Source organism: Paraburkholderia sp. BL27I4N3, assembly GCF_003386115.1.
Classification (GTDB): Bacteria; Pseudomonadota; Gammaproteobacteria; order Burkholderiales; family Burkholderiaceae; genus Paraburkholderia.
On sequence record NZ_QREJ01000001.1, the window covers coordinates 4,499,172 to 4,519,204 of the forward strand.

At 61.9% G+C, this 20,033-nt stretch carries 20 protein-coding genes and 1 pseudogene; 16 read left to right on the top strand and 5 right to left on the bottom strand.

Going from position 1 to position 20,033, the window contains the following annotated elements; genetic code table 11:
* Positions 1-5 precede the first annotated feature (5 nt).
* The 3 genes from B0G71_RS20325 (at position 6) to B0G71_RS20335 (ending at position 3,311) form a co-directional block, all read left to right on the top strand.
* A complete protein-coding gene (locus B0G71_RS20325) occupies positions 6-659 on the top strand; it encodes a glutathione S-transferase family protein (protein WP_116143770.1) in 654 nt (217 codons plus the stop codon).
* The gene (locus B0G71_RS20330; RefSeq protein ID WP_116143772.1) at positions 656-1,888 is read left to right on the top strand and encodes a multifunctional CCA addition/repair protein; all 1,233 of its coding nucleotides are present in this window, start codon (positions 656-658) and stop codon (positions 1,886-1,888) included. The genes B0G71_RS20325 and B0G71_RS20330 overlap by 4 nt, the downstream gene beginning before the upstream one ends.
* Before the next feature lie 151 nt (positions 1,889-2,039).
* The gene (locus tag B0G71_RS20335; protein ID WP_404935474.1) at positions 2,040-3,311 is read left to right on the top strand and encodes an IS256 family transposase; all 1,272 of its coding nucleotides are present in this window, start codon (positions 2,040-2,042) and stop codon (positions 3,309-3,311) included.
* 640 nt (positions 3,312-3,951) lie between these two features.
* Here B0G71_RS20335 and B0G71_RS20340 read toward each other — a convergent pair.
* Positions 3,952-4,146 (bottom strand): DUF2905 domain-containing protein, encoded by a 195-nt coding sequence (locus B0G71_RS20340; RefSeq protein WP_012434650.1) that lies wholly within the window; start codon positions 4,144-4,146, stop codon positions 3,952-3,954.
* 22 nt (positions 4,147-4,168) lie between these two features.
* Positions 4,169-5,359, bottom strand: a complete 1,191-nt coding sequence (locus B0G71_RS20345) for a class I SAM-dependent methyltransferase (RefSeq protein ID WP_116143774.1) — start codon at positions 5,357-5,359, stop codon at positions 4,169-4,171.
* Positions 5,360-5,372: 13 nt separating this feature from the next.
* Between B0G71_RS20345 and B0G71_RS20350 the strand changes: the two genes are divergently transcribed.
* The 6 genes and pseudogenes from B0G71_RS20350 to B0G71_RS42025 all read left to right on the top strand — a co-directional run bounded on the left by B0G71_RS20350 (position 5,373) and on the right by B0G71_RS42025 (position 11,856).
* A complete protein-coding gene (locus B0G71_RS20350; protein ID WP_116143776.1) occupies positions 5,373-6,191 on the top strand; it encodes an SDR family oxidoreductase in 819 nt (272 codons plus the stop codon).
* Positions 6,192-6,285: 94 nt separating this feature from the next.
* On the top strand, positions 6,286-6,681 hold the full coding sequence (locus B0G71_RS20355) for a dihydroneopterin aldolase (RefSeq protein WP_012434647.1): 396 nt from the start codon (positions 6,286-6,288) through the stop codon (positions 6,679-6,681).
* Between the two features lie 3 nt (positions 6,682-6,684).
* Positions 6,685-7,704, top strand: coding sequence for a tRNA 2-thiocytidine(32) synthetase TtcA (gene ttcA, locus B0G71_RS20360; RefSeq protein WP_116143778.1), 1,020 nt, complete (start codon positions 6,685-6,687; stop codon positions 7,702-7,704).
* A 126-nt stretch (positions 7,705-7,830) separates the two neighbouring features.
* Entirely contained in the window at positions 7,831-9,192 is a 1,362-nt protein-coding gene (gene glmU / locus B0G71_RS20365; protein WP_116143780.1) for a bifunctional UDP-N-acetylglucosamine diphosphorylase/glucosamine-1-phosphate N-acetyltransferase GlmU, read from the top strand.
* A 69-nt stretch (positions 9,193-9,261) separates the two neighbouring features.
* Positions 9,262-11,079 (top strand): glutamine--fructose-6-phosphate transaminase (isomerizing), encoded by a 1,818-nt coding sequence (glmS, locus tag B0G71_RS20370; protein WP_116143782.1) that lies wholly within the window; start codon positions 9,262-9,264, stop codon positions 11,077-11,079.
* A 437-nt stretch (positions 11,080-11,516) separates the two neighbouring features.
* Positions 11,517-11,856, top strand: a pseudogene (locus tag B0G71_RS42025) (two-component system response regulator).
* A gap of 3 nt (positions 11,857-11,859) precedes the next feature.
* On the opposite strand, the gene B0G71_RS20385 reads toward B0G71_RS42025, so the two are convergent.
* The 3 genes from B0G71_RS20385 to B0G71_RS20395 form a co-directional block, all read right to left on the bottom strand.
* Positions 11,860-12,462 carry a copper-binding protein gene (locus tag B0G71_RS20385; RefSeq protein ID WP_116143784.1) on the bottom strand — a complete coding sequence of 201 codons (603 nt, stop codon included), beginning with the start codon at positions 12,460-12,462 and terminating at the stop codon, positions 11,860-11,862.
* 60 nt (positions 12,463-12,522) lie between these two features.
* Positions 12,523-12,783, bottom strand: coding sequence for a DUF6723 family protein (locus tag B0G71_RS20390; protein WP_116148737.1), 261 nt, complete (start codon positions 12,781-12,783; stop codon positions 12,523-12,525).
* Between the two features lie 179 nt (positions 12,784-12,962).
* Positions 12,963-13,610, bottom strand: coding sequence for a glutathione S-transferase family protein (locus tag B0G71_RS20395; protein WP_116143786.1), 648 nt, complete (start codon positions 13,608-13,610; stop codon positions 12,963-12,965).
* A gap of 114 nt (positions 13,611-13,724) precedes the next feature.
* Between B0G71_RS20395 and B0G71_RS20400 the strand changes: the two genes are divergently transcribed.
* The 7 genes from B0G71_RS20400 (at position 13,725) to B0G71_RS20430 (ending at position 19,999) form a co-directional block, all read left to right on the top strand.
* The gene (locus B0G71_RS20400; protein WP_258875631.1) at positions 13,725-14,708 is read left to right on the top strand and encodes a YafY family protein; all 984 of its coding nucleotides are present in this window, start codon (positions 13,725-13,727) and stop codon (positions 14,706-14,708) included.
* 146 nt (positions 14,709-14,854) lie between these two features.
* Positions 14,855-16,084 (top strand): alkaline phosphatase family protein, encoded by a 1,230-nt coding sequence (locus B0G71_RS20405; protein ID WP_258875632.1) that lies wholly within the window; start codon positions 14,855-14,857, stop codon positions 16,082-16,084.
* Positions 16,085-16,092: 8 nt separating this feature from the next.
* Positions 16,093-17,358 carry a cytochrome-c peroxidase gene (locus tag B0G71_RS20410; RefSeq protein WP_116143790.1) on the top strand — a complete coding sequence of 422 codons (1,266 nt, stop codon included), beginning with the start codon at positions 16,093-16,095 and terminating at the stop codon, positions 17,356-17,358.
* 113 nt (positions 17,359-17,471) lie between these two features.
* On the top strand, positions 17,472-18,125 hold the full coding sequence (locus B0G71_RS20415; protein ID WP_116143792.1) for a lytic transglycosylase domain-containing protein: 654 nt from the start codon (positions 17,472-17,474) through the stop codon (positions 18,123-18,125).
* 156 nt (positions 18,126-18,281) lie between these two features.
* Complete coding sequence (locus tag B0G71_RS20420) at positions 18,282-18,968, top strand: DUF2242 domain-containing protein (RefSeq protein ID WP_116148741.1); 687 nt, start codon at positions 18,282-18,284, stop codon at positions 18,966-18,968.
* Between the two features lie 576 nt (positions 18,969-19,544).
* Entirely contained in the window at positions 19,545-19,751 is a 207-nt protein-coding gene (locus tag B0G71_RS20425) for a hypothetical protein (protein WP_116143794.1), read from the top strand.
* A complete protein-coding gene (locus tag B0G71_RS20430) occupies positions 19,748-19,999 on the top strand; it encodes a hypothetical protein (RefSeq protein ID WP_116143796.1) in 252 nt (83 codons plus the stop codon). Before B0G71_RS20425 ends, B0G71_RS20430 begins: the two co-directional genes overlap by 4 nt.
* Positions 20,000-20,033 lie beyond the last annotated feature (34 nt).

Sequence of the window (20,033 nt, forward strand, 5' to 3'; positions counted from 1 at the left end):
AAAGCATGAAGCTGCTTATTGGTGATAAGAACTACTCGTCATGGTCGATGCGGCCGTGGCTGCTATTCAAACATTTCGGCATTCCGTTCGAGGAAGTGTTGATTCATCTGAATCAACCGGACACCAACGCGAAAGTGCTCGCGCTTGCGCCGTCGGGTCCAGGCAAGATCCCCTGCATGGTCAACGACGACGGTTCCGCGACATGGGATTCCCTGGCGATCGCCGAAACGCTGGCCGAGCGCTTTCCGCAACATGCGCTGTGGCCGCGCGACGCGGCGGCGCGCAGCCGCGCGCGTAGCGTGAGCGCGGAAATGCATTCGGGCTTCGGGGAATTGCGCTCGGACATGTGGATGAACATTCGCGCGTCGTTTCCAGGCAAGAATGCAACGCCGGGCGCGTTGGCAAATATCGCGCGGATCGAGGCGATCTGGCGCGACTGTCTCGACGCTTACGGCGGCCCGTTTTTATTCGGCGAGTTCAGCATTGCCGACGCAATGTACGCGCCGGTCGTGATGCGCTTCAACACGTGGCAACCCGCGTTGTCGGAAGTTTCCAAAGCTTATATGCAGCGCGTGACCGAACTGCCGGCGGTGAAGGCGTGGATCGGCGACGCGCTGAACGAAACGCACGCGGTTGCCTACCTAGACGTATGCCCATGAACATCTACGCTGTAGGCGGTGCGATTCGCGACGAGTTGCTGGGCGTTCCGGTGCAGGACCGTGATTACGTGGTGGTCGGCGCGACGCCGGAGCAGATGGTGGCGCAAGGCTACCGGCCGGTGGGCAAGGATTTTCCGGTGTTCCTGCATCCGCAGACGCACGAGGAGTACGCGCTCGCCCGCACGGAGCGCAAGACGGCGGCAGGCTATCACGGCTTCCAGTTCTTTTATGCGCCGGACGTGACGCTCGAGGAAGACCTGGCGCGCCGCGACCTGACCATCAACGCCATGGCGCGCGAGGTGCGTCCGGACGGCGAGTTGACCGGCCCGGTGATCGATCCGTTCAACGGCCAGGGCGACTTGCAGGCGCGCCTGTTTCGTCACGTCGGTGACGCGTTTCTCGAAGACCCCGTGCGGATTTTGCGGATCGCGCGGTTTGCGGCGCGCTTTGTGGATTTCACGGTCGCGCCGGAGACGTTGACGCTCATGCGCAAGATGGTGGCTGATGGCGAAGTGGATGCGCTGGTGGCCGAGCGCGTGTGGCAGGAAGTATCGCGCGGCTTGATGGAGAAGAAACCGTCGCGGATGTTCGAGGTGCTGCGCGAGTCCGGCGCGTTGGCGCGGATTCTGCCCGAGATTGACGCGCTGTTTGGCGTGCCGCAGCGTGCCGATTATCACCCTGAGGTGGATACGGGTGTGCACGTGATGATGGTGGTCGATCATGCCGCGCAGCAGGGCTACGCGCTGCCGGTTCGATTTGCCGCGCTGGCGCATGATCTCGGCAAAGCGACCACACCGGAAGACGTGTTGCCGCGGCATATCGGCCACGAGGCGCGTAGCGTGGATCTGTTGAAGCCGTTATGCGAGCGGTTGCGGGTGCCGAACGATTGCCGCGATCTTGCGGTGCTGGTCGCGCGGGAGCATGGCAATATTCATCGCGTGATGGAGATGGGCGCTGCCGCGCTGGTGAGATTGCTTGAGCGTAGTGATGCGATTCGGAAACCTGCGCGGTTTGCTGAAGCCTTGCAGGCGTGTGAGGCGGATGCTCGCGGGCGGTTGGGGTTTGAGATGCGGGAGTATCCGCAGGCTGAGAGGTTGAGAGTCGCTCTTGTCGCTGCGCGTGGCGTCGATGCCGGTGCTGTGGCTAAGCGGCTTGCTGATGCGCCTGCTGGGATTAAGGATGCTGTGCATCAGGAGCGGGTGCGGGCTGTGGAGTTGGCTATTGCATGAGGGTTGGGGCGGCTCGGTTGTTGGGTTTCGTTATGCTTGGGGTGTTGGCCTTTTCTTGAATTTTAGTGGTCTATTGGCGTTGCCCCTGTGCGGGGGGACCTATCCGTAATTTCGTGGGCGGGGCATATCATGAGGGATCAAGGTCATGGATATGCCGATGAAAAAGAAACGCACCGTCGCGTCTCAGGCAGCGGCCCGCGGGCCGCTGCCTGAACTGCCTGAAGCGCTGCTGGATGAACTGGTGAAGGGTCCGATGACGCCCGCCGAGGTTCAGGACCTGATGCTGGCGTTCAACAAGGCGCTCATCGAGCGCGCGATGGGCGCCGAAATGAACATGCATCTGGGCTACCGGCCCGGCCAGCCCAAGCCTGCGGAGCAGACCAATGAACGCAACGGCGCCAGCGGCAAGACAGTCATCACCGAGCGTGGCCCGGTGCGGGTCGATCTGCCGCGCGACCGTGAAGGCAGCTTCGAGCCGATCCTGATTCCCAAACACGAGCGCCGTTTCACGGGCTTCGACGAACGCATCATTGCCATGTACGCACGGGGCATGAGCGTGCGCGAGATCCAGGCGTTTCTGGCCGAAAGCTATGGCACCGAGGTCTCGCCCGACTTCATCAGTTCGGTCACCGATGAGGTGATGGCCGAAACGCTTGCCTGGCAAAGCCGTCCACTTGAGCCGATGTACCCGGTGGTGTTCTTCGACGCGCTGCGCGTGAAGATCCGTGGTGACGGTGTGGTGAGCAATAAGGCGGTGTATCTGGCGCTGGGCATTCAGGCCGACGGCCAGCGCGACGTGCTCGGCCTGTGGATCGAGCAGACCGAAGGTGCGAAGTTCTGGCTGAAGGTGTTCAATGAACTGAAGACCCGGGGCTGCCAGGACATCCTGATCGCGGTGGTCGACGGCCTGAAGGGGCTGGCCGAGGCGATCGGCACGGCGTACCCGCGCACGGCCGTGCAGACCTGCATCGTGCACCTGATCCGCAACAGCCTGGAATACGCCAGTTACAAGGACCGCAAAGGCGTCGCCGCAGCGCTGCGTCCGGTCTATGCCGCCGCGAACGAACAGGCCGCGCAGCAGGCCCTGGAGGCCTTTGCCGAAGGGCCATGGGGCGCGAAGTATCCGACCATCGTGCAGTCGTGGCGACGGGCGTGGGAGAACGTCACACCGTTCTTCGTGTTTCCGCCCGACATACGCCGTGTCGTCTACACCACGAATGCCATTGAGAGCCTGAACATGCAACTACGCAAGATCATCAAGACCCGCGGCCACTTCCCCAACGACGAGGCCGCCATCAAGCTATTGTGGCTGGCATTGCGCAACGTGCTGGCGAAGTCTGTACGGGCGGCATTCGACTGGTCCTCCGCCATGAACCAGTTCGCTATTCTGTTTGGAGAGCGTTTTACCAACGCACGCGGGTAACTCCGCTAACCGCCTCGCACACAAAAATGCGGACAGGCTCGTGCGGGGCGGCACTTACTTCTCTTTGCCGGCCGCAAAGAGAAGTAAGCAAGAGAAAGCGGCTCAAACCGCCAGTTCTTAAGCGGGTCCCTCGCGCAGTCACGGTAGTGGTGCATCTGGAATCAGTGTTTTCGCACACTCCGCGCCAGTGACCAAGGGCTCATCAGCTCCCGCTCCGCACTGCGTGCGTCGCGGACGGGTATGCTTTGGAAACCTAATTTTTGATGTGCGCGGCGCGTCAAACAGCGGCAGCAAAAGTGTCGTGAGCACTGACGATTTGAACGTACAGAGCGGCGTGATGAACGCCGCTTCGGCGCGCGCAGCGACGCTGGAAGAATGACTGCTTTGTCACTCACGCCGAATGTGCGGGAGCACAGATTCCAGATTTGCCACTATCGCGGCTGTGCGGGGGACCCGCTTAAGAATTAGCGGTTTGAGCCGCTTTCTCTTGCTTACTTCTCTTTGCGGCCGGCAAAGAGAAGTAAGTGCCGCCCCGCATAGGGGCAACGCTAATAGACCACGAACAAAGCAAGGAAAGGCCAACCCCAGAGCAATCAGAAAAAAAGAAAGCCCCCCCACCGCCAAAGGCAAAACCCCCACCCTACAAAACCCTGGCAACAATCGACAACACCATAGAAAGCACCAACGTCGACATAAACGGAAACGGATACTCCCGCCCAAAAATCCGCAATGTCACATCACCGGGCAAACGCCCAATGCCAATCTTCCTAAGCCACGGCCAGCAGGACGACAACACCGCCACCGCAATAAACGTAGTCAACAGCCAGCGAATCATGGCCGCCTCCTGAAGCAAAAATTCACAACGTATGCGACCGGTCGCCGCTGGAAAACGCTTGCAGCGTGTCATCCAGTCCGCGCGAAAACGCGATCACCTTGAACAGTTCCCCCATCTCCGCCTCCGACAACAACTTCTGCACCGCATTCGCCGCAGGCAAATATCTCGCCGTATCCGCAGGATCGATTTCAGATAACACGTCGGTAATCCCGGCATTCAGCAGAAACCGCGCTTGCGACGTAAAGCCCAGCAAATCCACGCCCGTCTCGACGCCCGCTTCGGCGATGCCGGTAAATTCCACATGCGCCGTGATGTCCTGCAAACCCGGATAGAGGAACGGATCGCCATGCGCCCGATGCCGGTAGTGACACATCAACGTGCCCTGTGCGCGCTGCGCATGGTAATACTCGTGACGCGGAAAACCATAGTCGATGAAGAAGGCCGCGCCGCGCGCAAGCATCGTGCAGATGGTGCGTGTGAATGCGCTCGCCGCGTCGTGCGTCTCGGTCACGTAGTCTTCGCCGGCGGTTTCGATTTCCGACAGCAGCGCGAGGTCCGCCGCGGCGGACACAGGCCGGTCGTCGAATGCGAGCGCCTCGTTGCGCCATACCACGCCGCGCTCGAACCACGCCCCGCCGTTGAACGCGAACAACCGCACCGGCATCGCGTCCAACACCTCGTTGCCGATCACCACGCCCTCGAACCGCTCCGGCAAAGCATCCAGCCAGCGCACTTTGGCAGCGAGCGTGGGCGCGGCGGCTTCAACCGTTTCCCGTTGGCGTTCGCGAAGCTCGCCGGACAGATCAACGATCGAGTAGCTGTCGAATTCCGCACCCAATGCGTCGAGCGCGTTCAGCACGCCGGCGGCGAGTTTGCCCGTGCCGGCCCCGAATTCCATCACGTCGCGCGTGCCGCTCGCTTGCAAGGCCTCGGCCACCGGGCGCGCCAGCGTCGCGGCGAACAGCGGCGACAGTTCCGGGGCGGTAACGAAGTCGCTGCCGTCGTCGCCGCGCAGCCCGAATTTGCGGGCGCCGCCGCTGTAATAGCCGAGTCCCGGCGCGTACAACGCACGTTCCATGTAGCGGTCGAACGGCAACCAGCCGCCGGCGGCGTCGAGCTCCGTACGGATCTGCGCGACCAGCGCTTCGGACTGCGCAAGCGCGCTCGGGCCGGGAGCAGGTAAACTATCGGGTTGGTGAGCTTTCGGATTCATCCCCGCATTGTAAATGACCGCCTCTCTGGACACCGCCACCCCCCGCGCGCCCGACACGCCGCGCGTCGTGCTGATTACTGGCGCCGCCCGCCGTATCGGGCGCGCGCTCGCGCTCGGCTTTGCCGCGCGTGGCTGGGACGTGGCCGTCCATTACGGCGCTTCGCGCGAGGAAGCGGGCGAACTGGTCGCTGAAATCACCGCCTTGGGCCGCCGGGCTGTCGCCTTGCAGGCCGAATTGGGCGATGAGGCGCAGGTCGAGCGCCTTTTGCCGGCTTGTATCGACGCCTTGGGCCGGCCGTCGTGTATCGTCAACAATGCGTCGCGCTTCGAGGAAGACACGGCGCAGACCGTCGGTTACGACCTGCTGCTGAAGCTGACCGCGATGAACGTCGCCGCGCCGCTGGTGCTGGCGCGCAGGCTGTTCGAGGCGACGCCGGAAGCCGCGCGCACCGACGAAAGCCTGCGCGGCGTCGTCATCAACGTGCTGGATCAGAAGCTGTACAACATGAATCCGGACTATCTGTCGTACACGCTGACCAAGGCGGCGTTGCAGACAGCCACGGTCGCGCTGGCGCAGGCGCTGGCGCCGAAAGTGCGCGTGGTCGGGCTGGCGCCCGGTCTGACGATGCAATCCGGCGATCAAACGCCGGACGGTTTCGCCGCCGCTCACCGTACTACGCCTTTGGGCCGCGCGTCGCGGGCCGAGGATATTGTCGCCGCCGCGCTGTATCTCGCGGATGCAGCCGGCGTCACCGGAACGACGCTGGTGGTCGACGGCGGGCAGCATCTCGTGCCCCTGCCGCGCGACGTTATGTTTTTGACGGGCGCCTGAAGCGCGCGCGGCCGGCCGGCCGTATTAGCGGCCGCCGCTGCGTTGTGAAGCGTCCCTTTGCGTGCTCCGCACGCCTTTTTCGACTGGAACGAACATGTTTGCCGCTCTTTCGCATCCCCGGCTCGCCGATTGCCGCCGGCTTTTTCTGCGCAATTACGAAGTGCATATCAACATCGGCGTGCACGACTTCGAAAAGCGCGGCGAACAGCGCGTCGTGATCAACGTCGAACTGTTCGTGCCGCTCGCACTGTCCACGCCGGTTCAGGACAAACTGAACGAAGTCGTCGACTACGACTTCATGCGCTCCACCATTTCGCGCCGGGTCGAGCAAGGTCACATCCACTTGCAGGAAACGCTTTGCGACGACCTCGTCAAGACCATGCTCGAGCATCCGCAAGTGCGGGCCGCGCGCGTGTCGACGGAAAAGCCGGACGTTTATCCTGACTGCGACGCGGTGGGCGTCGAAGTCTTCCGTATCAAAGAGGATTGAGCCATGAATGCTCCGGAAATCCTGAACGGCGCCGCGACCGTGGCCAGCGCCTCGACTGCCGATGCAAGCGAGGCCGGGCAAGCCGCCGGGCGCGCCAAGACGCCGCTCACGCGCCGTGAGCAGAAGGAAGCGTACGAGAACAACAAGCTCTTCAAGCGGCTCGCGCGCCAGGTTGGCGAGGCAATCGTCGACTTCAACATGATCGAGAACGGCGACAAGGTCATGGTGTGTCTGTCGGGCGGCAAGGACAGCTACGCGATGCTCGAAATTCTGATGCGGCTGCGCGAGCGCGCGCCGATCAACTTCGATATCGTCGCGGTGAACCTCGACCAGAAGCAGCCAGGCTTTCCCGAGCACGTGCTGCCCGAGTACCTGAAGCAGCTCGACATTCCGTTTCATATCGAGAATCAGGACACGTACAGCATCGTCAAGCGGCTGGTGCCGGAGGGTAAGACTACCTGCTCGCTATGCTCGCGACTGCGGCGCGGCATTCTTTACCGCGTGGCCGGCGAACTCGGCGCGACCAAGATCGCGCTCGGCCATCATCGCGACGACATTCTACAAACGCTGCTGCTGAACATGTTTTACGGCGGCAAGCTGAAGGGCATGCCGCCCAAGCTGCAATCGGACGACGGCAAGAATATCGTGATTCGCCCGCTCGCCTACGTGAAGGAAACCGATCTGGAGAAGTACGCCGAGCTGCGTGAATTCCCGATCATTCCGTGCAACCTGTGCGGCAGCCAGCCGAATCTGAAGCGCGCGGAAATGAAGGCGCTCGTGCGCGATTGGGAGAAGCGCTTCCCAGGACGCATCGAAAATATGTTCAATGCCTTGTCCAACGTCGTGCCCTCGCATTTGATGGACCACAAGCTGTTCCCGTTCGCGGGCCTGCGAGCGACCGGCGAGGCCGATCCGCAAGGCGATATCGCCTTCGACGAAGAGCCGTGTTCGACCGATGCCGGAGAAAGCGCAATGCCCGGCGCAACAAAGTCGATTTCCATCGTCCAGTTCGACGATCTTTGACAAAAAGCGCCCGTGGTATGGGCGTTTCCGCACATTGCAGTACGCATCGAGGCCGCCACAGCGGCCCTTTTCGCTAGAGGGTGCGTGTTAGAATCGTCGCCTCCAAACTCGTCTATTTGCCGTGCCATGAACATTGTGATTTTGGCGGCAGGCACCGGCAAGCGCATGCGGTCCGCGCTTCCCAAGGTGCTTCATCCCCTGGCTGGCCGGCCGCTGCTCGCTCACGTCATCGACACGGCTCGCACGCTCAAGCCCACGCATCTCGTCGTGGTGATCGGCCATGGCGCCGAAGCGGTGCGCAAAGCGGTTGCCGCTCCGGACGTGCAGTTCGCCGTGCAGGAACAGCAGCTCGGCACGGGGCACGCGGTGCAACAGGCGTTGCCGCTGCTCGATCCGTCCGCGCCCACGCTGGTGCTTTACGGCGACGTGCCGCTCACGCGCGCCGGCACACTGCAGGCGCTGACCGAGCAGGCGGGGCAAGGTGGTTACGGCGTGCTCACCGTCACGCTCGCGGACCCGAGCGGCTACGGCCGGATCGTGCGTGATGCACAAGGCAAGGTGGCACGCATCGTCGAGCAGAAAGACGCCACGCCCGAGCAGCTCGAGATTGCCGAGATCAACACCGGCATCATCGTCGCGCCGACGGAGCGTTTGGGCGGCTGGCTTGCCGCGCTGAAGAACGACAATGCGCAAGGCGAGTTCTATCTGACCGACGCAGTCGAGATGGCAATCGAAGCCGGACTCGAAGTCGTGACCACGCAGCCGGAAGACGAGTGGGAAACGCTTGGCGTAAATAGCAAGCAGCAGCTTGCCGAACTCGAGCGCATTCATCAGCACAACGTGGCGGATGCGCTGCTGGTCGCGGGCGTAACGCTCGCCGATCCGGCGCGGCTTGATGTGCGCGGCACGCTCGAATGCGGCCGCGATGTCTCGATCGACGTGAACTGCGTGTTCGAAGGCCGCGTGACGCTGGCTGACAACGTCACCATCGGACCGAACTGCGTGATCCGCGATGCGAGCATCGGCGCCGGCACGCGCGTCGACGCGTTCACGCACATCGAGGGCGCCGAAGTCGGCGCGAATGCCGTGCTCGGACCGTATGCGCGCTTGCGCCCCGGCGCGTCGCTGCACGACGAGTCGCATGTCGGCAACTTTGTCGAGGTGAAGAACGCGGTGCTCGGCCGCGGTTCGAAAGCGAACCACCTCACGTATATCGGCGACGCGGATATCGGCGCGCGCGTGAACATCGGCGCGGGCACCATCACCTGCAATTACGACGGCGCGAACAAGTTCCGCACGATCATCGAAGACGACGTGTTCGTCGGTTCGGATACGCAACTGGTTGCGCCGGTTCGCGTGAAGCGCGGCGCGACCATCGCGGCGGGCACCACGGTCTGGAAGGACGTCGAAGCCGACGCGCTGGCCCTGAACGAAAAGACGCAAACGAGCAAAACGGGCTACGTGCGTCCGACCAAAAAGAAGAGCTGATAGGCATGGTGCGCGTAACAGGCGCGCTCATTGAAATCCAGCACCTAGAGCACTCAAAAGGAATGAGCCATGTGTGGCATTGTCGGCGCGGTAGCGCAACGTAACATCGTTCCCGTCCTGATCGAAGGACTGCGTCGCCTCGAATATCGCGGCTACGATTCGTGCGGCGTGGCCGTGCTCGGCGAAAACGGTCCGCGTCGCGCGCGCAGCGTGGCGCGCGTGGCCGATCTCGACGAGCAGGTGCGCGAGAGCCACCTCGAAGGCATCACGGGCATCGCCCACACGCGCTGGGCGACGCACGGTGCACCGGTCACGGACAACGCACACCCGATCTTCTCGAAAGATACTCTGGCGTTGGTACACAACGGCATCATCGAGAACTACGAATCGCTGCGTGAAATGCTGCGTGGCAAGGGTTATACGTTTGTCTCGCAGACCGACACCGAGGTTATCGCGCATCTGATTCATAGCATGTATCGCGGCGATCTGTTCGCGGCGGTGCGTGAAACCGTCGGGCAATTGCACGGCGCTTATGCGATCGCTGTGTTGCATAAGGACCAGCCGCATACCGTGGTCGGCGCGCGGCAGGGTTCGCCGCTGGTGGTCGGGCTCGGCCAGGGCGAGAACTTCCTCGCCTCGGACGCGTTGGCGCTTGCGGGCAGCACCGAACGGTTCATCTTCCTCGAAGAAGGCGACGTGTGCGAACTGTCGCTAGAGGGCGTGCGAATCGCCGATCGCGACGGCAATGAAACGCCGCGCGAAGTGCGTGAGGTAGCGGCATATGGCGGCGCGGTCGAACTCGGTCCTTATCGCCACTTCATGCAGAAAGAAATTTTCGAGCAGCCGCGCGCGATTACGGACACGATTCCGCAAGCGGATTCGTTCGATGCATCGCTGTTCGGCGAGGGCGCGGGCAAAGTGTTCGCGGAGATCGACAGCCTTTTGATTCTGGCGTGCGGCACGAGCTACTACTCGGGGCTGACGGCGAAGTACTGGCTCGAATCGATCGCGAAGATTCCGACTCAGGTGGAAATTGCCAGCGAGTACCGCTACCGTGAGTCGGTGGCGAACCCGAAGCAACTGGTGGTGGTGATCTCCCAATCGGGCGAAACGGCGGACACGCTCGCCGCGCTCAAGCATGCGCAGGGACTCGGTCACAAGCATACGCTGGCGGTCTGCAACGTCGGTACGAGCGCGATGGTGCGCCAGACGGAGTTCTCGTTCCTGACGCACGCGGGCCGCGAAATCGGCGTGGCGTCGACCAAGGCGTTCACCACGCAACTGGTTGCGCTATTCGTGCTGGCGGCGACGCTGGGCAAGATGCGCGGTCGTGTGAATGAAGAGCAGGAAGCGGAATACCTGAAGCAGCTGCGCCACTTGCCTGCGGCGTTGAATAGCGTGCTGGCGCTGGAGCCGCAGATCATCGCGTGGTCGGAAGAGTTTTCGCGCAAGGAACATGCGCTGTTCCTCGGGCGTGGCCTGCATTATCCGATCGCGCTCGAAGGCGCGCTGAAGCTTAAGGAGATCTCGTATATTCACGCCGAGGCTTATCCGGCCGGTGAGTTGAAGCATGGGCCCCTCGCGCTCGTGACGGAAGCGATGCCGGTGGTGACGGTGGCGCCGAACGACGCGCTGCTGGAAAAGCTGAAGTCGAATATTCAGGAAGTGCGCGCGCGCGGCGGCGAGCTGTATGTGTTCGCGGATGCGGATACGAAGATCGTCAATGACGAAGGTCTGCATGTGATCCGGATGCCGGAGCACTATGGTTTGTTGTCACCGATCTTGCATGTGGTGCCGCTGCAGTTGCTGGCGTATCACACGGCATGTGCGCGGGGCACGGATGTGGACAAGCCGCGGAACCTTGCGAAATCGGTGACGGTGGAGTGATTGCCGGGCTGGGTCGTTGACGGTTGTTGTTAGCATGTAATCGAAGCGCTTCTACCTTACGGGTAGAAGCGCTTCGCGCTTTACGGCATCTTATTCGTTGCCGACGGCCTTTGAGCCCACGCATATAAGTGCAATCGCTCAAGGAGCCCGACTTAGGTCCTTCTGCCGCCGTCAATTTGAGCGGGTACGACGATGAATCCGCCTAGCTCATCGCCATACGTCACGACATTCCCTTCTTGCAGGAAATGAGCGGTCAACGCGCCTCGTGCAGCATCCATTTCGTCGATCGATCTTAACGCGGCTGTCTCACTCAGTATCTTTTACTGCATTCGAGACGATTTACTGCATTCGAGACGATTGAGATGAGCCTGAACGGCCGTGTGAACTTTGGCCGTCATCGAGTTGCCAAACGAATATGGCGACTCGGACGAATGGGTATGGCAAGCCTACTGCTGGTAGACGATGACGAGGAGGCATTGGCCGCATGGAGCGCCATTTGTGCCGGTGACGGATTTGAAGTTCATTGAAGCCCCGGTCGATATCGTGGTTGCGGACTGGCGGATGCCGGTCATGTCGGGCAGCGAGTTCTGCCATCGGTTGCGAACACTTCCCGGATTAGCAGACTTCGCTTTCATTCTGGTTTCCGGAGAGCCTAGTCCACCCGCTTTCGTCAGCTACGACGGGTTCCTTCGTAAGCCGGTGGAGGGGCCAATTTTATTGGCCACGATGCATCGGCTGCTTGCCGACCACGTTACGCATCGGCAACGGCAGCGATAGTCGCTACTCCCTCACCAGTTCCACCGCCGCTGCCGAAACGAATTCCGCGCGCACGCTATCGCCGACTTTCAACCCATCGAGCGAAATACCCTTCGCGGCCCTGAGCACCTGCTGATGCTTCGGGCCACGCAGCGTCACCATACGGCTCTTGCGATCGATCTTCGTCACCGTCGCGACAACCGTCACGCTGTGCGCCGACGACGCATACCCTGCCGACGCCGGTATTGCCGCGGTCGTCTCCACGCGCTCGCGCACACCGTGGGTCGCGAGCCTGTCGATGGTCAGCAGCAGCGCTTGCTGATAAGCAACGTTGAGCTTGTCGCCAACCTTAAGCCGGCCGACATCTGCCAGGGAAGGATTGACGTCGACGTCGGCGAGATTGCCGCGCGGACCACGCAGCGTGACGCTATTCGTGGCGGTATTGATGGCAACGACGCGAACCTGTGCGTGAATCACCTCGGCGCGTCCGAGCGCCTGCTGTCCGGCGGGAACGCCCGCGTCCTGCGCGAAACTGGATTGACAGAGCACGGCGGCGAGCACGCTCACGAGAGAGGCCGCCCGCCACACGACTGCGGCCGATGATCCGACTTTGCGCGCACAGATCATTTGCTGCTCCCGAAGTGATCACCGCCAACGGCCAACCCGACACCGGCCACCCACTCGCGCCTACAACTCCGGCCGCGCCAGATCGCTGGTGACAATATGTTCGCCATACACCTGCGCCGCCGCGATGGCTTCGAGCTTGGTCGCGTACGGCCCGAGTTCGGGCGCGCCGTCGAACGGAAACAACACGCGTCCGTCGGTGGTTCGAACCACTTTCAACACGCCGAAGAAACGCCGGTAGCCGGCCAGCTTCGACGTGGCTGAAATTTCAAAGTCGTCTTCCGACGTTGCGGGGACGCTGGGAATGAATGCGGTCTTGCTCATACCTGAAAACATCTCTTGTTCGATGGGCCGGCAGCGGCACGAAACGCCAAGCCTACACCCGGTTGTCCGGGGAGGATATTCGCCGGCGGCCTTCATTGTCTCAAAGCCGGGCGGATTCGACCGGCGAGCCGGCTTGCGCACCGGGCGACGGTTGGCGGCGAAGCCGCCCGCGAGTCTCGTCAGGCGTCTTTGACTGCCGCCGCGTGCTCGGCCGCCAGCGCCACGTCCCGCTCGCTCACGCGCACGAAGCTCGGCCGCGAGCAGATGCGCTCGACATACTCGAGCAGGACCGGCGTTTCGGGCACGAGCTTGAACATCATCCCCCAATGCAAGGCGATGCCCCACAAGATATCCGCCGCCGACATCGTGTCCCCGAGCAGATAGGGCGCGGCTTGCAACTGGCTCGTCACGGTTCCGATCATCGAGTCGAAATCGCCGTAGGGCGACGTGGCGGGCGGGGCCGGGTCGCGCTTCATCGCCTTGTCGACTAGCGCCGGTTCGTAGCACGCCGCGTAGTACACCAGCCAGCGCAGATACGGTCCGCGCGACGGATCGTCGAGCGCCGGCGCGAGTCCGGCTTCAGGAAACAGATCGGCCAGATAGATGAAGATGGCGACCTGTTCGGTGATCAACGCGTCGCCGTGAAGAAGCGCCGGCACTTTACCGAGCGGATTGATGGCGAGATAGGGCGCTTTACGCTGCTCGCCGGCTTTCATGTTAAGTACCTTCAACTGGTAAGGCGCACCAAGCTCTTCGAGCAGCGTGAGCGCGCTGACGGAGCGGCATTGCGGCGAGTGGAACAGTGTGATCGTGCGATCCGTGGTCATGGTTTGAGCTTTCCCGAATGAGCGTGGTGGACGAAAAAACCGGGCTTGAGAGCCCGACAAGGCGCCGGAGATGCGTTCATCCTAAGCGTCCGTACCTGTCAGTTTGTGTCAGGTATGACTACACTTGTCCGCATGAGAGCGAGCCGCCTTCTTTCCATCCTGATGACGCTGCAGGCGCGTGGCCGGGTCACCGCGCAGTTCCTCGCCGATGAATGCGCGGTGTCGTTGCGCACCATCTATCGCGACATCGACGCCCTGAGCGCTGCGGGCGTCCCCGTGCATAGCGAGCGCGGAGCGGAAGGCGGCTACCGCCTGCTCGACGGCTACCGGACGCGGCTGAACGGCTTGTCCTCGCAGGAAGCGGAGTCGCTGTTTCTCGGCGGCCTGCCCGGCCCGATGCAGGCGCTCGGCCTGGGTGCGGTGATGGCCGGTGCGCAGACCAAGTTGCTGGCCGCTCTGCCCGTCGAATTGCGCTCGACCGCGGAGCGCATGCGCTCGCGTTTTCATCTCGACGCCCCGGCGTGGTTTTCGGACACGGACGAGCCTGCCCATCTGCCGTCGATCGCGCGTGCGGTGTGGGAGCAGCATCCGCTTGAGATTCGCTATCAAAGCTGGAAAGCCGAGAAGTTTCGCCGGATCGAACCGCTCGGCATCGTGCTGAAAAGCGGCGCGTGGTATGTGGTCGGGCGCGTCGGGCAGGATGTGCGCATCTACCGCATTTCGCGCATTCTCGAATTGAACCTGGTGGACGAGACGTTCGAGCGGCCGCCCACGTTCGAGCTTGCCGCCTACTGGCAGGACAGCACGCAGCGCCTCTCCGAAGAAATGCACGCGAGCGAAGCGACGCTGCGTTTGTCGCCTTGGGGCATGCAGATGCTCGACGTTTTCACGTCGCCATTCGCCCGTGCGGCGGCGATCATTGGCGAGCCCGATCCCACCGATGGTTGGCGCACCGTGACGCTGCCCGTCGGTTCGGTGAGGCAGGCGTGCGCGGAGTTGCTGCGCTTCGGCACCGAGGCAGAGGCGTTGGCGCCGCCCGAGCTGCGCGCGCAGATGTCGGAAGTTGCGGCGGCGCTGCATCTCCGTTACGCGCAATGACGACGTGACGGCATCCTGCGCACACGCGTCATACGGCGCGTGAGATGGCCGGCATACGGCAACAATGCGAGTGCATTCACGGTGACGTCATACACGCTGCATACAGTTTGCCCGCGAATAAAACTCCAATCCCCAAGGGCAAAAACATGTCACAACGCAGCGGGTTGCGTGCGGTTCTCATGGTCGTCTGCGCGGCCTTGATCGGCTTGATCGTCGCGGCGTGCGGATCGTCGTCTTCGTCGCTGAAATTGAGCGGGCAACAGCAGATCCGGCACGTTTTCGTGATCACGCTCGAGAACGAAAACTACGCGACCACCTTTGGCGCGAACAGCAAGGCGCCGTATCTCTCGCAGACTCTCGCCTCGCAGGGCGCGATGGTGCAGCAGTACTACGGCACGGGGCACGTGAGCCTCGACAACTACATTTCGATGATCAGCGGTCAGGCGCCGACGCCGGAAACGGATAACGATTGCATCACCTTCCAGGACTACAAACTCACGGGCGTGACCGCCGACGGCCAGGCGATCGGGTCGGGCTGCGTCTATCCGGCGAGCATCAAGACGCTGCCGGACCAGTTGAAGGCCGCGGGCTACACGTGGAAGGGCTATGAAGGCGACATGGGCAACGACCCGGCGCGGGAAGCCGCGACCTGCGGCCACCCGACGCTCAACACGACCGACCTGACGCAGTCCGCGGAAGCGCCGAGCGCGGCCGTGCCGCTGGGCGATCAGTACGCGACGCGTCACAACCCGTTCATGTATTTCCACTCGATCATCGATTCGCCGGACTGCGGGCAGAATGTGGTCAACCTGAACAAGCTGACGACCGATCTGCAGTCGATCGCGACCACCGCCAACTTCAACCTGATCACCCCGAATCTATGCGACGACGGCCACGACGCGCCGTGCGTGAACGGTCAGCCGGGCGGCCTGACGAGCGCCAACACGTTCCTGCAGAAGTGGGTGCCGATTATCACGGCTTCGCCCGCGTTCCAGCAGGACGGCCTGCTGATCATCAACTTCGACGAAAGCAGCTACGCGACGGTGACGCAGTCCGGCACGAACGAGGACCTGATATTTTCCGGTGCGACCTGCTGTAGCCAGCAGCCAGGTCCGAATCTGCCGGCGTTCCCGCAGACTTCGTCGCTGACTTACAAGGGTTTGACGATCAACCTGACCAAGCAGAGCTTCGGCGGCGACCAGACCGGCGCGGTCATGATCTCGAAGTTCATCAAGCCGGGCACGGTCTCGACGGTGCAGTACAACCATTATTCGATGCTCAAGAGCATCGAAGACATCTTCCAGCTGGACCACCTCGGTTATGCGGGACAGGCCGGCCTCGTCGGGTTCGGCGGCGACATCTTCACGAACCTGTAAGCGATTCGATGCTGTTTTCTGCAATGCGATTGACCGAGCGCTTCGGCGCGCAATGGGCGGGGCTCACCGCTCTGCTCGTTGCAACGCTGCTGCCCGTTGCCGCGGTCGCTGCCGCCGCAGCCGACACCAAACCTGTGTATAGCGATGCCGCCGCGCTCGGCAAGCTGATCTTCTTCGATGCCACGTTGTCCGCCTCGGGCAAGATGTCGTGCGCGAGCTGCCATAGCCCGTCGCATGCGTATGGGCCGCCCAACGGGCTCGCGGCGCAGTTGGGTGGGGCGGATATGCACTCGCAGGGCACGCGCGCCGTGCCGAGCCTGCGCTACGTGTTGAACCGCACGCCGATGTGGAGCCACGCGCAGGCTGCGAGCCTCTCCGAGCGTCTGAGCGAAACGGACAATGCGCCGGTGGGCGGTTTCGGTTGGGATGGGCGCTTCAACCAATTGCACGATCAGGCGAGTTTCCCCCTGTTCAATCCGAACGAGATGGCCAACAAGGATCCGGCGGCCGTGCTCGCGAAACTGGAGCAGGCGCCGTACGCGGCGCGCTTCAAGGACGTCTTCGGCCAGAACATCTTCGTCGACCGCGCTAAGGCGTTCGCCCAAGCCATGTATGCGATCGAGCGCTTCGAGCTCGAAGACCCGAGTTTTCATCCGTACAGCAGCAAGTTCGACTATTACCTAGATGGCAAATTGCAACTAACGGCGCAAGAGTTGAGAGGCAAGAAACTGTTCGACAATCCGGCGGGCGGCAATTGCGCTTCCTGCCATATCGATCAGGTGGGCGCCGACGGCTCTCATCCGCTGTTCACCGACTTCAATTTCCAGGCGCTCGGTGTGCCGCGCAATCCGGAGTTGCGGGCGAATGCCGATCCGAAGTACTTCGACATGGGCTTGTGCGGTCCGTTGCGAACTGATCAGTCGAGCGACAGCAGCAATTGCGGGCTCTTCAAATCGGTGTCGCTGCGCAATACGGCGACGCGTCAGGTGTTCTTCCACAACGGCCGCTTCCACACGCTGAAGGACGCATTGCGCTTCTACGTGCAGCGCGATACCAGTCCGGCGAAGTGGTATCCAAAAGACGTGCACGGCAAGATCGACAAGTTCAACGACTTGCCCGTCGCGCTACGCGTGAACGTCGATACGACCGACGAACCGCTCACACGCAAACCCGGCGAGCGCCCCGTCTGGTCGGAGCGCGATATCAACGACGTCGCCGCCTTCCTGGCGACGTTGAACGACGGCTACGTGCTGGGGCCCAAGCTCTCGCACTGAACCCGAACCATGAAGAGCCGCCCGCAATTCCTAAGACGAATTTTGGCTCTTTCTAGGGCTTATTTGGGGGCAGAGCTATAATGGCCGGATCCCCTTTTTCCCCGTCCACCGTTATGAGCCGGTTACTTTGCCTGATCGTGCTTTCGCTCGGACTGATGCAGACCGCGACGGCCGACGAAAACACAGACCGCATGTCCGCGTATCTGACGCAAAAATTCGGTCTGGCAAAGGAAAAGGCTCAAAAGATTTCCGACGCGGTGCAAGCCGCCGCCTCGAAATATTCCCTCCCGCCGGCGCTCCTGCTGGCGATCATATCGATCGAATCCCGCTTCAAGGAAAAGGCCAAGGGCGCCAACGGCGCGACCGGGCTCATGCAGGTCGTGCCTGGCGCGCACCGCGGACTGTTGAGGAACGTCAAGGACCTCACCGAGCCGACCGCGAACATCGAAGTGGGCTCGGCGATTCTGTACGGCTACATGCGCTCGGCCAACGGCGACATGAACGCCGCGCTCAAGAGCTACGGCGGATCGCAAGCGTACGCGCAGAAAGTGAGCTTGCGCGTCGAAGACTTTGCGGCGGTCGCCCCGTCGCAAGACGGTGCGCAGCAATCGGACGCGCAGGCCGGAATGTGCGCTGCACGACCCACGTCTGACCGTTGCACGGAGCCGGGCAACTGGGCCAATGCGTTTATGGTTCCGGCCGTCAATGCCGCCGGGTTGAACGGCACGGCGACGTCGGCGACTGGACTTCACACGACGTCGCGCTAAGCGACATTCCGTCTCTTTTCATACCGCGGCGTCGCAACTGCCGCGATGCTCTGTCACGTCCGGAAAGACACCCGTTGCGCGCTTTTTACGCACAGTTCGGAACCGCTCTACAATGCATTCCCATTCGCGCTGATGCAGCGCCTCTTCCGATCGACCATGTTGACCTCGCTTTTCAGACTCACAGCCGCCGCGTGTTTCGGCCTGTTGACCCTTGCCGCCTGTAGCAGCACGCCGCAGCCTAAATTCCAGCAGGAATTGTTCGAAACAGGCGCGAGCCCGTATGCGCGCAATTTCAATTCGAGCACGACGGATAGTTGCGAGGCGGCGCGCCGGGCGCTCCTGAGCCAAGGCTATCTGACGACGATGACGCGCAACGACACCGTTGACGGCACCAAGAACTTCCAGCCGACGGGCGACACCCACGTGGTCGTCGAATTTCATGTGGTCTGCACGCCGGGCGAAGAGGCGAGCGACACCAGCATCGTCTACGTCAATGCCGTGCAAAACGGCTTTGCGCTCAAGAAAAGCGATACGTCGGCGAGCGTCGGGCTGAGCGTGCTGGGTTCCTTATCGCTGCCGATCCGCTCGAACAGCGATGCGATGGTCAAGATTTCCAGCGAGACCATTCCGTCAGGCAAGTTCTACGACCGTTTCTTCGGACTCGTCGACCACTATCTGCAAACGGTGGTGCGCACTCAGCCGGTCGTCAGTAATCGCATCGAGACCCGTCTCCTGCCGGTGCCGGTTGAGACAACTGCGCCGTTGCCCGTTCCCGAGATGCCCGATGCGATCGGCAAGGCGGCTTCCGTGCAATCGGCGAGCGGAGCCGGCGTAGTGCCCTGATTCGTCTGCGGAAGTTCGCGGTGTCGAGGCTGGTCAAGATCCGATCAGCCTTCAATCACATCGCGATCCATCACTTATCCTAGGTCTTTTACTTCATACGTATACATATGTAGTAATAGTTAACAAGGGTTAACCCCTTCTGTGGATAACTCCTAATTGTTCCGTCGCATCAACGTCATGCGAACTCCATAACCCTGCGGATCACGCCTGTAGAAAAACTACCAACCCGGGATAACTCTGATGGGGCTTGCGTCGCGAGCCGTCTTATCAAGATTCCGCACACAGGCTGTTCCATGCGCTATCCCGAAGTTATTCAGAGGGAAATGTGGATAACTCGCGTTTGAAGTCGTTTTTCCAATAGATGCCGGGCAAGTTTTTCAACCTGTCCAAGCGCTCGCCAGCGTACAGACCGCCCCTCGCCGCACGCGCACATTGAAGACGGACGGTACAAAGATTGCGTCTCTCTTTTTGCAAGCGCAACTGTTGCTATTTAGTCAAAACCATTTCGGCAACGCCCGATCCAGGCATAGAGTTAAAGTGTTTTCTGAAGTTATTGGTGCAGTGCGGGGGTGTGTAATGAAACGCAGAACAGCACGACAGCTTGTCCGTCTTCTGTCGGATATCCGACATGCCACCCACTGCAGCACGTTGCGGGCGGCAGCCACCAATCGGGCCATCGCGCTCGCCTCCTCTGAACACGAAGCTGAGGTCGCCGACACCGACGACGGCACCGACGCCACGCGCGACCCGCATCAGGACAAGCCCGCCCGGAGCAGATCATGAGAACGGCAAGCGAGCAATCGTTGCGGTTTCTGGTCGAGAAATGGCTTGCGCCGGAGCCTTCGGCGCCGGTTCATGTCACCGAATTCAGCCGCACCCGCCTGGGAGGCCGGCGTTATGTGCGCGTCGCGACTTCGCTTCAGGCGGGCTCGCGCGGGCTGTTCTTCTTTCGTCACGACGACGGCTGTTGGTGTGTATTTCCGCCGACCGCCGATACGCCGGCTTTGCTTGCGCATCCGCGGGCCGCCTGAGCGCGGCGAGCAAGCCGGCGACACCGACCGCCTG

Bases quoted from the DNA above. Each gene is read 5' to 3' on its own strand.
- B0G71_RS20325 (WP_116143770.1), top strand. From the start codon at position 6: ATGAAGCTGCTTATTGGTGATAAGAACTACTCGTCATGGTCGATGCGG.
- B0G71_RS20330 (WP_116143772.1), top strand. From the start codon at position 656: ATGAACATCTACGCTGTAGGCGGTGCGATTCGCGACGAGTTGCTGGGC.
- B0G71_RS20335 (WP_404935474.1), top strand. From the start codon at position 2,040: ATGCCGATGAAAAAGAAACGCACCGTCGCGTCTCAGGCAGCGGCCCGC.
- B0G71_RS20340 (WP_012434650.1), bottom strand. From the start codon at position 4,146: ATGATTCGCTGGCTGTTGACTACGTTTATTGCGGTGGCGGTGTTGTCG.
- B0G71_RS20345 (WP_116143774.1), bottom strand. From the start codon at position 5,359: ATGAATCCGAAAGCTCACCAACCCGATAGTTTACCTGCTCCCGGCCCG.
- B0G71_RS20350 (WP_116143776.1), top strand. From the start codon at position 5,373: ATGACCGCCTCTCTGGACACCGCCACCCCCCGCGCGCCCGACACGCCG.
- B0G71_RS20355 (WP_012434647.1), top strand. From the start codon at position 6,286: ATGTTTGCCGCTCTTTCGCATCCCCGGCTCGCCGATTGCCGCCGGCTT.
- ttcA (WP_116143778.1), top strand. From the start codon at position 6,685: ATGAATGCTCCGGAAATCCTGAACGGCGCCGCGACCGTGGCCAGCGCC.
- glmU (WP_116143780.1), top strand. From the start codon at position 7,831: ATGAACATTGTGATTTTGGCGGCAGGCACCGGCAAGCGCATGCGGTCC.
- glmS (WP_116143782.1), top strand. From the start codon at position 9,262: ATGTGTGGCATTGTCGGCGCGGTAGCGCAACGTAACATCGTTCCCGTC.
- B0G71_RS20385 (WP_116143784.1), bottom strand. From the start codon at position 12,462: ATGATCTGTGCGCGCAAAGTCGGATCATCGGCCGCAGTCGTGTGGCGG.
- B0G71_RS20390 (WP_116148737.1), bottom strand. From the start codon at position 12,783: ATGAGCAAGACCGCATTCATTCCCAGCGTCCCCGCAACGTCGGAAGAC.
- B0G71_RS20395 (WP_116143786.1), bottom strand. From the start codon at position 13,610: ATGACCACGGATCGCACGATCACACTGTTCCACTCGCCGCAATGCCGC.
- B0G71_RS20400 (WP_258875631.1), top strand. From the start codon at position 13,725: ATGACTACACTTGTCCGCATGAGAGCGAGCCGCCTTCTTTCCATCCTG.
- B0G71_RS20405 (WP_258875632.1), top strand. From the start codon at position 14,855: ATGTCACAACGCAGCGGGTTGCGTGCGGTTCTCATGGTCGTCTGCGCG.
- B0G71_RS20410 (WP_116143790.1), top strand. From the start codon at position 16,093: ATGCTGTTTTCTGCAATGCGATTGACCGAGCGCTTCGGCGCGCAATGG.
- B0G71_RS20415 (WP_116143792.1), top strand. From the start codon at position 17,472: ATGAGCCGGTTACTTTGCCTGATCGTGCTTTCGCTCGGACTGATGCAG.
- B0G71_RS20420 (WP_116148741.1), top strand. From the start codon at position 18,282: ATGTTGACCTCGCTTTTCAGACTCACAGCCGCCGCGTGTTTCGGCCTG.
- B0G71_RS20425 (WP_116143794.1), top strand. From the start codon at position 19,545: ATGAAACGCAGAACAGCACGACAGCTTGTCCGTCTTCTGTCGGATATC.
- B0G71_RS20430 (WP_116143796.1), top strand. From the start codon at position 19,748: ATGAGAACGGCAAGCGAGCAATCGTTGCGGTTTCTGGTCGAGAAATGG.